The 12,504-nt window shown below is 29.0% G+C and carries 14 protein-coding genes; all 14 read left to right on the forward strand.

The genetic code is table 11. The features are described 5' to 3' along the window. Nucleotides 1–99: 99 nt before the first annotated feature. The 14 genes from AABJ44_RS14055 to AABJ44_RS14120 all read left to right on the forward strand — a co-directional run bounded on the left by AABJ44_RS14055 (nt 100) and on the right by AABJ44_RS14120 (nt 12,502). Complete coding sequence (locus tag AABJ44_RS14055; protein ID WP_338369662.1) at nt 100–606, forward strand: hypothetical protein; 507 nt, start codon at nt 100–102, stop codon at nt 604–606. 609 nt (nt 607–1,215) lie between these two features. Beyond that, entirely contained in the window at nt 1,216–1,632 is a 417-nt protein-coding gene (locus AABJ44_RS14060; RefSeq protein ID WP_338369663.1) for a hypothetical protein, read from the forward strand. A gap of 327 nt (nt 1,633–1,959) precedes the next feature. Further along, nucleotides 1,960–2,379 (forward strand): hypothetical protein, encoded by a 420-nt coding sequence (locus AABJ44_RS14065; RefSeq protein ID WP_338369664.1) that lies wholly within the window; start codon nt 1,960–1,962, stop codon nt 2,377–2,379. Between the two features lie 401 nt (nt 2,380–2,780). After that, the gene (locus tag AABJ44_RS14070) at nt 2,781–3,404 is read left to right on the forward strand and encodes a transglycosylase domain-containing protein (RefSeq protein WP_338369665.1); all 624 of its coding nucleotides are present in this window, start codon (nt 2,781–2,783) and stop codon (nt 3,402–3,404) included. Nucleotides 3,405–3,774: 370 nt separating this feature from the next. Continuing rightward, nucleotides 3,775–4,761 carry an NADase-type glycan-binding domain-containing protein gene (locus tag AABJ44_RS14075; protein ID WP_338369666.1) on the forward strand — a complete coding sequence of 329 codons (987 nt, stop codon included), beginning with the start codon at nt 3,775–3,777 and terminating at the stop codon, nt 4,759–4,761. Nucleotides 4,762–4,824: 63 nt separating this feature from the next. After that, the gene (locus tag AABJ44_RS14080; protein ID WP_338369667.1) at nt 4,825–5,547 is read left to right on the forward strand and encodes a DUF5071 domain-containing protein; all 723 of its coding nucleotides are present in this window, start codon (nt 4,825–4,827) and stop codon (nt 5,545–5,547) included. A 308-nt stretch (nt 5,548–5,855) separates the two neighbouring features. Next, nucleotides 5,856–6,758, forward strand: a complete 903-nt coding sequence (locus AABJ44_RS14085) for an RHS repeat domain-containing protein (RefSeq protein WP_338369668.1) — start codon at nt 5,856–5,858, stop codon at nt 6,756–6,758. Nucleotides 6,759–7,340: 582 nt separating this feature from the next. Continuing rightward, the gene (locus AABJ44_RS14090; protein ID WP_338369669.1) at nt 7,341–7,574 is read left to right on the forward strand and encodes an AbrB/MazE/SpoVT family DNA-binding domain-containing protein; all 234 of its coding nucleotides are present in this window, start codon (nt 7,341–7,343) and stop codon (nt 7,572–7,574) included. Beyond that, nucleotides 7,568–7,906: an endoribonuclease MazF gene (gene mazF / locus AABJ44_RS14095; protein WP_338369670.1), complete on the forward strand. Its 339-nt coding sequence runs from the start codon at nt 7,568–7,570 to the stop codon at nt 7,904–7,906. Before AABJ44_RS14090 ends, mazF begins: the two co-directional genes overlap by 7 nt. A 108-nt stretch (nt 7,907–8,014) precedes the next feature. Next, nucleotides 8,015–8,518, forward strand: coding sequence for a YcxB family protein (locus tag AABJ44_RS14100; RefSeq protein ID WP_338369671.1), 504 nt, complete (start codon nt 8,015–8,017; stop codon nt 8,516–8,518). Nucleotides 8,519–8,812: 294 nt separating this feature from the next. Next, the gene (locus AABJ44_RS14105; RefSeq protein WP_338369672.1) at nt 8,813–9,670 is read left to right on the forward strand and encodes a hypothetical protein; all 858 of its coding nucleotides are present in this window, start codon (nt 8,813–8,815) and stop codon (nt 9,668–9,670) included. Between the two features lie 108 nt (nt 9,671–9,778). After that, on the forward strand, nt 9,779–10,270 hold the full coding sequence (locus AABJ44_RS14110) for a hypothetical protein (RefSeq protein ID WP_338369673.1): 492 nt from the start codon (nt 9,779–9,781) through the stop codon (nt 10,268–10,270). A 170-nt stretch (nt 10,271–10,440) separates the two neighbouring features. Continuing rightward, the gene (locus AABJ44_RS14115; RefSeq protein WP_338369674.1) at nt 10,441–10,734 is read left to right on the forward strand and encodes a hypothetical protein; all 294 of its coding nucleotides are present in this window, start codon (nt 10,441–10,443) and stop codon (nt 10,732–10,734) included. 400 nt (nt 10,735–11,134) lie between these two features. Next, nucleotides 11,135–12,502, forward strand: a complete 1,368-nt coding sequence (locus AABJ44_RS14120) for a chitobiase/beta-hexosaminidase C-terminal domain-containing protein (protein ID WP_338369675.1) — start codon at nt 11,135–11,137, stop codon at nt 12,500–12,502. The last annotated feature ends 2 nt before the right edge of the window (nt 12,503–12,504 follow it).

Below are 12,504 nucleotides of genomic sequence, written 5' to 3' on the forward strand. Positions count from 1 at the left end.
ACATAACATGCAGTTCAAAGCAGACAGCAAGTCAAGCTTGCCGCTGTTTAACTGCGTAGTTATGTGGATTGCCAGTGGCAACGAAAAGGAAAAAAAATTATGCCAACAGTCGAAATTGTTTCATTAGATTGTAATAGATTATTACCCATAAAAAATAGCACACTTCCTTTTACTGTATTACAAAATAGAAAATTAATTAGTCATAGAAGTTTATTTCAAGAAGAGTTAAATAAAATTAATGGAACTATATTGCATTTAGGGAATAAAAAATTTGGTAGAAATACTTGTTTTTTTGCCAGTGAATTAATAGATTGGGCTTCAGAAATTGAAAAAATGAAATTAATAAAAATTAATGGTAAAGAAAAATTTAAAGAAGATTTAGAAATATTCACTTTTACACCTTCCATGTTTGCATCAATAATAAAAGTATTAAAATGTGCATTAAAGTATTCTCCGATAAATAAAATATTTTTTTACACAGATATTCAAACTGGAAATGATTTAGAAGTTGGAAAAATGTATGGGAATATAAGCTTTGAAGATTTTATAAAAAAACAAAATGGGGAATATTATATATTTAATACCTTGTATGAAATACATAAGTAATACATTTTATATGTATAGTGACAGTAATAAAGCAGAAGTCGGAAGGTAAAACAATGAATAATATTATATTTGATTTAGAAGAAGTAATATTTCCTGAGTTTTATACAAGAAAAGATAATAAGGGAATGAATATGTTTTTTTAAAAACATCAGAAGAAGTAAATAATCAAACAATAGTATTTCAGAAAGATAAAACTGCTTTTGAAGCGTTTGAAAATCATATTCATTTATGGGAAAAAATAAAGAAAAAAGATCAAGAGAAATATAAGAATTTGGGATTTAAAATTGCACAGAATTTAAAGACTAAATTAAATACAGACTTTCCAAATAAACAATTTGTCGTTTTTCTAGAATTGAATTTTGAAGAAAGTTCAATAATTAGATTTCATCAAATTTGGAATGGAGAACCGTTGTATTTTGATGTTAAAGAATTTTCCAATATATATAAATTTTAATAAATGAATTATAATCAAATTCTAAAAATTTAGACAAATGTTTAATTATGATATTCACATAACAAAGGTTCGTAGCCGACACGCGGTCAAGCCGCGTGCGGTACAACCAGTTGTTATGACGACAGGCCACTGGCCTGCCGTGTCTTGGAGGAAAAATGTTTTTTTGGAAAAAGAAGAAAGAAGAAATTACTTTTGAAGAATTTAGTTATACAAAATTTGCAGTATGGCTTAATGAAATATTAAAAAATCCTCTTCCGGTAAATGTAAAAGGTATAAACTTTAATTTATATGAAGAAGAAAAGGAAAATACCTTCGGCGTTCAGTTTGTCGCAACATCAAGTTTTGATTCAAATGATGATGACTGGGCATGTGATGAAGTTTTCAGTTCCAATGAAAATATGTATTATTTTACTAATGAAAACGGCTGGGAACAAACACTTAAAGAAGTTGAAAAAAATGTCAAAACATACCTGGAAAAAGAAGAGTATTCTTCAGTTTTAAAAAAATATGAAGGAATCGGGCTTGGTTTTGTAGATGGAGATTTAATAATAGTTTATAAGAAAGATAAATAAGCTAAGGAATATTTCAGAAAGCAGTTCAAGCCTGCTTTCTGAAATAAAATTGAACTTTAGGGCTTGGGCAAAGAAGCGGTTTTATGCGGCTTTACGCCGCTTAGGAAAAGTATAATAATAGAAGCATACGCTTCAAATGGTTGTACAGAATCTTCTAAAAGAGAAAAAAAAATTAAGAAAGCTAATTCTGTATAAGAAATATAATTGCCATAACAAAGATTCGTAGCCGACAGCGGGTCGAGCCCGCTGCGGTACAACCAGTTGTTACACGGACACCCGCACTGGGGTGCTAAGTAGAATAAAAAAAATTGTATCTAAGGAAATTTTATGTTAAATACACCTGTAGGAAATATTATGTTAGAATTAAATGGACGAGAGTATTCATATTTAGCAAATGAAATACCATACACAAAATTTCCAGTAGATAAAAGATATAAAATCATAATTCCAAATGTGGAATGTGGTGATCAAATCTCAATAAAAATAAGTGATGCGTCATATACAGATATTGGTCCTGGTTCTGGAGAGCGATTAGAAGCTTTAGAAATATATTCTGAAAATTTTCAAATGGATATTGGATGTTTAGGTGAAATAGAAAATGTTAATTATGAGTATATAAATAAATACACAGAATTACAAATTACATTTAATAGACAATATTCAAATTTTATAATTTTAATTGCTTGGCTTGAATCTACGACAGACTCTCTTACAAATGCTTGGCTTGAAGTAGATCCTGAGTATTGATATTTATAAAATACTTCGAAATTTACAAATTATTTGGAAGTAATTACTTTTTATGAAATATAAAAAATTTTCAGACTGACACAAAGAAGCGTGTAAATATAAAATTGGAAAATAATATAAAGCAAGTCAAGCTTGCTTTATATTATTGATTTAACTTTAGGGCGAATCAATGTAGCGATAGTACGCGCCTTTCGTTGCTTAGAAATTGTTCATAAAAAAATAGAAGCGTTGCTTCTGGAAAAATATACAGTATTTTCTTTAAAAAGATAAAAAAAGAAAGTATTGTTTAAGAAATAATTTCGTGTAACAAAGGTTCATAGCCGACAGCGGGTCGAGCCCGCTGCGATACAACCAGTTGTTACACGGACGCCCGCACTGGGGCGCTTGGAGAAAAAAGAAAAATGAAAGTTATATTAAAGATATTAAAATATGTATTCATAATTCTTTTTTCTTTAATTCTTATACTTTATGTTAGCTTAAATATTTATGTAAAATCAAAAGAAGTCAAAGTAGATAAAAATGAATTATTAAGATCGTCAACAATTTCTTTATCAGAAGAACAGATAAAAATTGCAAGTATTGTTTTAAATGGAAATAGTAATCCAGAATTTCATAATTATATCTTTTTAATAAATGATGCATTTTCAAAAAGAAATTATGTTGCTCTTGCAACAGCTTTTAGTTATATCGGAGAGCATGACAATGATAATTTTCGGAAAAGCACAAGTAATGAAAGACGTATAATAGAACTTGCTACTAAAAGGTTCATCATGAAAAAAATTGATTATGTACCCTGTTATAATTATATATTTTCTAAATACTATTTTGGAAACAATATGTATGGTCTTTCAGATGCTTCAATTTTTTATTTTTCAAAACAATATACAGAATTAACAGACAAGGAATTTATTAGTCTGTGTTTATTACTCCATAATCCAACTTACTATGATTTTAGAAATGAAAATAATAGAAAACGATGTGAAGAAGAACTAAATAGAATTTATTTGCTTTATCGAAAAGAATAAAAAGAATATATTTTAATCGAGTCAAGCTCGATTAAAATATAAAATTGAACTTTTGGGCTTGGGCGAAGAAGCGATTAAATAAATTGGAAAATAATAGAAAGCAAGTCGAGCTTGCTTTCTATTATTTATTTTACTTTAGGGCGACATAAGATAGCAGTAGTACGCGACTTTCGTCGCTTAGGATTGTTCATAAAAAATTAGAAGCGTTGCTTCTATAAATAAACAATATTTTTTTTATGAAAAATAAATAAGAAAGTATTGTTTAAGAAATAAATTCGTGTAACATAGGTTCGTAGCCGACAGCGGGTCGAGCCCGCTGCGGTACAACCAGTTGTTATACTGACACGCCACTGGCGTGAATGAGGGAAAAATGAAAAATAAAATTTTATTTGTTTGTATTTTTATTTTATGTACTAAACTATTTGGAAATGAAATAAAGATTTATGCTCCTGTTGCTCAAAATTTTTTAATCGACAAGAATAATTATGTTCGGTACTCAACACTCAATATGTTTGATAATTCCTCAGACACAGTATTTGCAGTAACACTTAAGGAAATCAACAAAGCAAAACCGCTGATAGTAATATATTTTGGTGAACATGCAGAGTTTGATTGCATTTCTATCAAGCCAGGTTATTTTGATGAAAGATATTTTGAAAAAAATCATAGAATTAAAAAATTAAATCTTAAAATCTTCAACTGTGAAAATATCGAATTTAATGAAACGGTAGAATTTCAAGATAAAATGGTTGAACAGAAAATCTCTTTTGGAAAAAAAATAATAGCGACCAAAATAGAAATATATTCCCAAGATGTTTTTCCAGGTTCAAAATGGGATGATTTAGTAATATCTGATATAAACTTTTCATTAAACGGTTCTTCACAAAAAGTTTTATTTGAATCAGGTGATTGTGTTTATGGTTCTGAATATCATAAGTATGAATATGATAATCAGAATAGACTTACTCACGAACATGCTCAATATGGCAAAGCAGGCGCTGATGATAAATACTACAAATATGAAAATGGTAAAATATACAAAGCCTATGTTGGGATGGATGATAATCCAAATGATTTAAAATACGAGATTGTAGATTCAATAAATGATACAAATCCTAAAAATAAAGAATTTTTTTATAAAGACGGCCGAATAATTGCAGAGAAATTTACCCGTAACAACAGTTTTTATATAAGGCAATATATTTATGAAAATAATCAGCTTCAATCAATAATAACAATCAGTGAGAATTCAAATTGGATGAACAAATTTACAGAATTTTTTTACAATGAAAATGGATTGTTAGTTAAAACCGTAGGTTATGAAGATGCTACTATTTATAAAAAAAGATATGAATAAACCAGTATAACAAAGGTTCGTAACCGACAGGCAGTCAAGCTGCCTGCGGAACAACCAGTTGTTATGGCGACAGGCCACTGGCCTGCTTTTTGGGGAAGTATGAAAGAATTTTTTGATATTTATATTATTAAGAATTCTCGTAATAAAACTGAAATAGAGTCTTTTAACAGAAAATTTCTAATTAATTATATAGAATTATCTAAAGAATATGAAATCCCTCAATATTCAGAAAATCCGTCTCTGGTATTACAAAACTCAGAAGAGTTATTATCTTACTGTGAATTAAATACAAAAATAAATTATGCAGTTTATTGGTCTAGCACGAAAAATAATCTAAAATCTGAAATATTTTATACATTAGATGGTTATACAATATTTGGTTTGTCTACTGAGAATGAAAATGAATGTAATTTTCTATTTGAAGAAATGAGCAAATTTCTTGGTTGTGATTTTGGTTACATTACAATTGAATCACCAGCACCTTTTTCACTGGATTCTTTTTCCAATGAGTATCTATCTTCATTAAAAAAGAAAGAGAAATATCAAAAATACATTCCCAATGATAAATTTGATACGAGGAGCATCGAAGGTATTTCCATTGATGAAATAGAAAATGACAGGGCTTTATGCTATGCTCTTTTATGTTGGTGCCAAGATCCAAATTGGCCTGTTGCACAAAAAATAATGGAACTGTTGAAAAAAGCGTCAAAGAAAATAAGTCCATGCGTTTCAACTATTTTAACATTTGATGATGATTGGAAGTATGGCTTGAAAAATTTGCTTTAGAGTCATGAGGAAAGGGAATATTTCAGAAAGCAAGTCAAGCTTGCTTTCTGAAATGAAATTGAACTTTAGGGTTTACGCGAAGAAGCGGTAGAACGCGGCTTTACGCCGCTTAGAAAAAGTACAATAATAGAAGCATATGCTTCAAATGATTATACAGAATCTTCTTGAAGAAAAAAATGATTTAAGAAATCTGATTCTGCATAAGAAATATAATTGCCATAACAAAGCTTCAAAGCCGACAAACCGGTCAAGCCGGTTTGCGGTTTAAGCAATTGTTATACGCACAGCTCACTGAGCTGGAAAAAGAAATGAAATTTAGAAAAATTATATTATTATTCATATTAATAAAAATCTCATTTTCACTATCTGCCAATGAAAAAATATTTGAAAAGCAATTTGTGATTGATGGAAAAGAAATAATAAAAAAAGTAAAGCTTAAACAAAAGACAAAATATACTTCATTCGGGAAACCTTTATATATATCAATTGACGAAAAAATTACTACAGTTTTCTTTTATGATAAAAATGGTCTTCTCCTAAAATATTGGTACAGTTGTAATGATGAAGAATTATTTTGTGATACGATTGATTTTGATATTTCTAAAATAAAAAGAACTGACTCTTATCGAGAAGTACGATATTTATATGATAATCAAAATCGTATAATCAATGAAGAAGAATTAGAAACCGGAAGATATAACAGATATTCATATGATGATTTCGGAAATATAATTTTAAAGAAAAGTAACTCAGGAAATATTATCTATGAATATGATTCAAAAAATAGATTAATTCATTTAATATTTTCAACAGGTGAAGAAGAATTTTATGAATATGATTCACAAAATCGAGAAATATTAAAAAAAGAAATTCGTTCTTCAGATTATTGTATTTTTAATTATACTTTATATTCAGATGATAATCTTAAAAGAGAATATAGAAAAATATTTTATCTAAAAAATGATATAATTTTAGATTATACAGATGTTTACTTATACAATAAAAATAATGAACTAATTTATTCAACATTTCATTCAGACATTCATATGCCAGAAAAAACATATAAAGTTTACCAATGTTATTATGACTACGATAATGGAGAAGTTGTACATGTTAAGACAATATCTTCTGAAAAAGAAGTAAATAATTATTATGAGAATATAGTTGATAATCAAGAAATCATTGCTATAATTTATGAAGAAATACAATAAACGTATAACAAAGGTTCGTAGCCGACAGCGGGTCGAGCCCGCTGCGGTACAACCAGTTGTTATGTGGACGCCCGCACTGGGGCGCTTTTGGAAAAAAGAATGAAAGTAAACAAAGCATTATTAAATATCTTTCTTATTGTAGCCTCAATTCTTATCTGTATTCTTCTTTTATTCCTTATTAATAAATTCTTTTGTAATATAATAGATTCTGCAAGAAACGATAGCCATCCCGTTGGTGCATTGGGAGTTGTTATAATAGAAATTCTATTTACATTATCATTATTATCTTTAATTGGATTTACATTCATTATTAAAACAATAAGAAAAATCTTACAAAAGAAATATAGTATTTATACTTTTATTGTTACTATAATATTTGCTCCATATCCTTTTATACTTGTATGGTTCATCATAGAATATTTTTGATAATATTTTTAAGTTTGTATTATTTCAACAAGTCAAGCTTGCTGAAATAACGAATTTAACTTTAGGTTTTGGATGAAGAAGCGATTCAATCAAAAAAATATTTTTCTTGACAAAGTTGAATATACATTGTATATACTAACTGTATGGAGGTGCATTATGCAAGCAGTAGTTCAGAAATGGGGCAATAGCCTCGGTTTTAGAATTCCATCTCTTTGGGCAAAGGATAACAATGTAAAAAGTGGCAGCAAGATTGAAATAATTGCAGAAAAAGGAAAAATGATTATTCTTCCTCAGAAAAAATCTCTTGATGATATGATGTCTATGGTAAACTCCGATAATACTCATTCGGAAATTTCAACAGGACAGGCGGTAGGTAAAGAAGAATGGTAAAATCAAATTATGTTCCAGAAAAAGGCGACTTGGTTTGGCTAGACTTCGATCCACAAGCTGGACACGAACAAAAAGGACGGAGACCTGCAATTTGTGTTTCTCAGAAAATATATAATAAAAAAACTGGACTTGCTTTGTTCTGCCCCATCACAAGTCATATAAAAGGTTATCCTTTTGAAATTGTCCTGAACAATCACTCTATCAACGGTTGTATTTTAAGTGACCAGGTAAAAAATCTCGATTGGACTCAAAGAAACTGTGACTTTATAGAAAAAGCAACAGAAGAAGAAATCAATACTGTTGTTGACAATATCAAACTGATGATTGAATAAAATAATCACATAACAAAGGTTCGTAGCCGACAGCGGGTCAAGCCCGCTGCGGTACAACCAGTTGTTATGGCGACACGCCACTGGCGTGCCCTGAAAAGAGGTAAAAAAATGGAATATACAATCAAAGGAAAACTTTCTTTTACGGATTATAAAGATTTCTTGTTAGCTTCGTTATTTTATAAAAAACATAGATTAATCATTTTAATTTTATGTTTTGCATTTATAATTTATAATTTTGTATCAAAAGTTCTGAAAGCACAGGATTTACTAACAGCAATCATTGAAGTCTTACCTCTTTTAATTCTTATATTTATTTATTTTATAATTTATAAAGTATTTACAAAACGCTCATATAAAACTGATTCTGTAATGCAAAAAGAAATGTCTTATACATTTTCAGAAGAAGGAATTTATTGGTCAACAGACCGTGGCTCTTATAATTATAAAATAGAAGATTTCAGAAGATTCTTTTTTTCAAAAAAAGTAATAGCAATATACATTTCAAATCGTAAAGCTATTGTAATCCCTAGACATTTTTTTGAGACAAAAGAACAAGAAGAAAAAATAGAAAAGTTTATAAAAGAAAAATATATGATTGAAAATAAAAAGTAATTATGGAATAAAATTTCATCGAGTCAAGCTCGATGAAATTTTGAAATAGAACTTTAGGGTTTACGCAAAGTAGCGATAGTACGCGGCTTTACGCCGCTAAAAAAAGAATAGAAGCGTACGCTTCAAATGATTGTACAGAAAAATTCATAAATAAAAAAAAGTATTTATGGAATCTAATTCTGTATAAGAAATATTTTTGCCATAACAAAGGTTCGTAGCCGACAGCGGGTCGAGCCCGCTGCGGTACAACCAGTTGTTATGCTGACACCCGCACTGGGGTGCTAGGAGAGAAAAATGAAAAAAGTATTTATTGTTGTATCAATATTTTTTTTCTGTATAAATTTATTCTGTACAGAAATATCAAAAAAAGAATTAATTGGAAAAGATAATCAATTTCAAATAAATGAAACTTTTTATTTTATTGAATTCTTAAATGAATCAGAATTTACTTTCCATTATCCTTATGGAGGATATAGTGGAAAAAAACTTAAATATACTTTAGAAAATAATCAACTTACATTAATTAGTGAAAACGGCAAACCATTTTATGATGACAAAATGAATAAACTTTTATTTCCAAAAGGGAATAAAACCATTCTTTTTTACGAAGATAATTCAGATGATTTTTGGTGCAAAGAATTATTCAAAAATGAAAATGTTTGTTTAAGAAATTTTAAAAATCAAACAGAAATTGGCAAGGAATGCTCAATAGATGGAGTAAAGGTTATCAAACACAGTGGTAAAGAATTTGTTTTAGCAAAAGAAAATTTAAGATTACGTGAAAAACCAGATTTACAAGCCGCTACAGGAGGATTCAATTACAAGACATATTTCGGTACAGCAGAATCTTTTCTAACCGGTCGATATACTTATAAAGGATATAAAGTAAATTCATTTACCGATTATCCATTATTATTGAAAGGTATGACAGTAGAATATGAAGCAGTAACAGTAAATCAACAAACAATAGACGGTATCACAGCACCCTGGTATAGAATCATACTTGATGACCATAAAGAAGAGGGGGCATGGCTACAGAGATTTTGGGTTTTCGGTGGATATTTATCGGAAATAGATAATCCTAGAAATCCTGAATATGAAGAACAATTAATGCAAAGTGCAATTGAAAAAGGCATTTTGGAAAAAGAATAAATAATAGCATAACAAAGGTTCGTAGCCGACAGCGGGTCAAGCCCGCTGCGGTACAACCGGTTGTTATGACGACAGGCACACTGGCCTGCCCTTTTTTGGAGAAAAAGTATGGAAGAAAATATTGTACATAAAACCAACTCATCTTTTTCAACAAAAAAATTTTTTAAAATCGTTCTTAAATATGTTTTTCTGATTATAACTTTGTATTTAATGAATTTCATTTTTGAACATGTAATAATTCAGCTTTCTATAAAATATCGAGAAGAGTTTTTCTTAAAACACGGATGGAATAGAATTAACTTAAATCTTTTTATATCAATTTTTACAATCACATTTGCTTTCTTATATTTATTATTTGATATATTGTCTTTTATAAAGAAAAATAAATTCCTAAAAATTAGTTCAATATTTTTTGATACATTATTACTAGTTTCTTCGATTTTATATTTTATTCAAATAATAATTGCAATGAACAGAGCTCCTGGAGAAGCAGGTTTTGGATTTTTTCTTCTTCCAATTTCAATAATTATATTTCTTTATTCAATTTTTAGCATAATACATAAAATAAAAAATCTAATTTCATCGAGTCAAGCTCGATGAAATTATGAAATAGAACTTTAGGGATTACGCGAAGGGGCTGTTTAGAAAAAAGAATATTTTAGAAAGCAAGTCGAGCTTGCTTTCTAAAATGAAATTGAATTTTAGGGCGAGGACGAAGTAGCGGTAGTACGCGGCTTTACGCCGCTTCAAAAAAATATTGAGATAAAAGAATGAAAGATTTTAACCCATCAAAAGGAATTATCGTTTATAATGATTTTAATCTAGATTTATCAAAGCCTATCATAGATCAAAAAAATTTCTTAAAAGAGGATTTACTTCAAATTTCTTTTTTAGATAACTATCTTCTAGATTTGGGATGGTATCCTGAAGGAAACACTAATGGTAAATTTATTTTACACATTATAAAAGATTTTGATTGGGAGAAGCCGATTTTGAAAAAAGAAATTAATTATGGTATAAACATTTACAAAGAAATTAATGACACATTAGAATTGTTTTCTTAAAAAATATTTAAAGAATGACAGTATTAAGTGACATTCGATTTGATGATAGTATAATAAAATAAATACTAGGTTATTTTTAAAGAAGAAATATTTATGTCATAACAAAGGTTCGTAGCCGACAGGCAGTCAAGCTGCCTGCGGTACAACCAGTTGTTATAGCGACAGGCTCACTGGCCTGCCTGGTTTTAAAATTTTTATAGCGAAGCAAGGTAGCGGTTGTATCCAGGATCGCAGGCTGGCAGGAAAAAATAGTAATCGTAAAACTGAACACTAGAAACTAAATCTGTTTTATTGTTAGAATATGCTATAACAAAGGTTCGTAGCCGACAGCGGATCAAGCCCGCTGCGGTACAACCAGTTGTTATGTGGACGCCCGCACTGGGGCGCATTGGAGATGTCTATGAAAAGAAATTTCTTATTATTTTTATCATTTATTCTTTGTCTATTCTTTTTTTCTTGTTCAAATCTGAATAATGACCTAAATAAACCAATTAAACTGAAGAACTTGTCTTTCGATAAAAATCCTGGTTTATATACTGAAGCCATTGAAGTCTCAATCAAATCAGTTAATGGAGGAACAATCTATTACACATTGGATGGTAGTAATCCAACAAAAAATTCTTATATATATAATTCTCCTATTTCTCTCAGTAAAGATGATTCTTCTACTACAATTACTGCAATTGAAATGAAAGATGGTTTTGAAAATAGCGAATTATTAATTGGTACTTTTAAAATCAAGTATGAGGATATAACAAGCATCGATTTTGAAATTGACGATATTTTATATCTTGGAAATGAATATAACTTAAGTGTAAATTTCTATCCTAGAAAAAATCCAAATCTAGCAATTTCTTACACATCCAGCAATAATGGTATAGTATCTATTGATGATTCCGGAAAAGTAACTCCCTTAAAAAAGGGAGAAACATTCTTACAAATAACTCTCCCAGATGTTAATATCTCTTATCAGAAAAAGATCTATGTTTATGAAGATGTAATTATAAATAATATGATTCAAACAGAAAATGTTACATGGGGACCTTATGAAAGAATAGTATTGAACACTGAAAAAGTACAATTAAATACAAATTGTATACTGACAATTAATTCAAATACATACTTAGAAGGAACATTTACAATTCAAACTTGGGGACGAATTTTCATTAATGAAGTAGCTACAAATATTAAAATTGATACACTTTATATACGACCACAAGAAGGTTATTGTAATGGTATACAGCTTTATGGTTTAGAAGGAAATAAGTTACATATCGAACAAGCACCTGCAGGTATTACATATACTGACAATGTAATTATTCGGAAATGTAAATTAAATTCATTTCATTATCAGAACGTAAATGGCTATGATCGAACTTTAGATGGAACACAAAAGATTCTTATTGAACAAAATATATTCAAAAATTATGCATTTATTATGATGTATCAAGGATCTGGTTTTTTACAAGAGAATTTCTTAGTACAACATAATAATTTTTTGGGAGATGTTAAAGTTATGAATTATTACAATAATTTTACATTTATATATAATTCTTTTGACTATAAAAAAATTGAATTTGGATGTAATAAACTTACATCGTTATATTCTGGTAATTATGACTATTCAAATAATTATTGGGGAACCACAGATACCAATTTGATAAAATCTGTATTAAAAGATAAGAATGACGATTTAACCCTACCATATGAAATCAACTACTTACCAATTCTTCAAGAGCCGACCGGGTTAACACCACGTATTGAATAATA

The organism is Treponema bryantii (assembly GCF_036492245.1).
Classification (GTDB): Bacteria; Spirochaetota; Spirochaetia; order Treponematales; family Treponemataceae; genus Treponema_D; species Treponema_D bryantii_C.

Bases quoted from the DNA above. Each gene is read 5' to 3' on its own strand.
- AABJ44_RS14065 (WP_338369664.1), top strand. From the start codon at position 1,960: ATGTTAAATACACCTGTAGGAAATATTATGTTAGAATTAAATGGACGA.
- AABJ44_RS14115 (WP_338369674.1), top strand. From the start codon at position 10,441: ATGAAAGATTTTAACCCATCAAAAGGAATTATCGTTTATAATGATTTT.
- AABJ44_RS14105 (WP_338369672.1), top strand. From the start codon at position 8,813: ATGAAAAAAGTATTTATTGTTGTATCAATATTTTTTTTCTGTATAAAT.
- AABJ44_RS14055 (WP_338369662.1), top strand. From the start codon at position 100: ATGCCAACAGTCGAAATTGTTTCATTAGATTGTAATAGATTATTACCC.
- AABJ44_RS14060 (WP_338369663.1), top strand. From the start codon at position 1,216: ATGTTTTTTTGGAAAAAGAAGAAAGAAGAAATTACTTTTGAAGAATTT.
- AABJ44_RS14090 (WP_338369669.1), top strand. From the start codon at position 7,341: ATGCAAGCAGTAGTTCAGAAATGGGGCAATAGCCTCGGTTTTAGAATT.
- AABJ44_RS14100 (WP_338369671.1), top strand. From the start codon at position 8,015: ATGGAATATACAATCAAAGGAAAACTTTCTTTTACGGATTATAAAGAT.
- AABJ44_RS14075 (WP_338369666.1), top strand. From the start codon at position 3,775: ATGAAAAATAAAATTTTATTTGTTTGTATTTTTATTTTATGTACTAAA.
- mazF (WP_338369670.1), top strand. From the start codon at position 7,568: ATGGTAAAATCAAATTATGTTCCAGAAAAAGGCGACTTGGTTTGGCTA.
- AABJ44_RS14085 (WP_338369668.1), top strand. From the start codon at position 5,856: ATGAAATTTAGAAAAATTATATTATTATTCATATTAATAAAAATCTCA.
- AABJ44_RS14080 (WP_338369667.1), top strand. From the start codon at position 4,825: ATGGCGACAGGCCACTGGCCTGCTTTTTGGGGAAGTATGAAAGAATTT.
- AABJ44_RS14070 (WP_338369665.1), top strand. From the start codon at position 2,781: ATGAAAGTTATATTAAAGATATTAAAATATGTATTCATAATTCTTTTT.
- AABJ44_RS14120 (WP_338369675.1), top strand. From the start codon at position 11,135: ATGAAAAGAAATTTCTTATTATTTTTATCATTTATTCTTTGTCTATTC.
- AABJ44_RS14110 (WP_338369673.1), top strand. From the start codon at position 9,779: ATGGAAGAAAATATTGTACATAAAACCAACTCATCTTTTTCAACAAAA.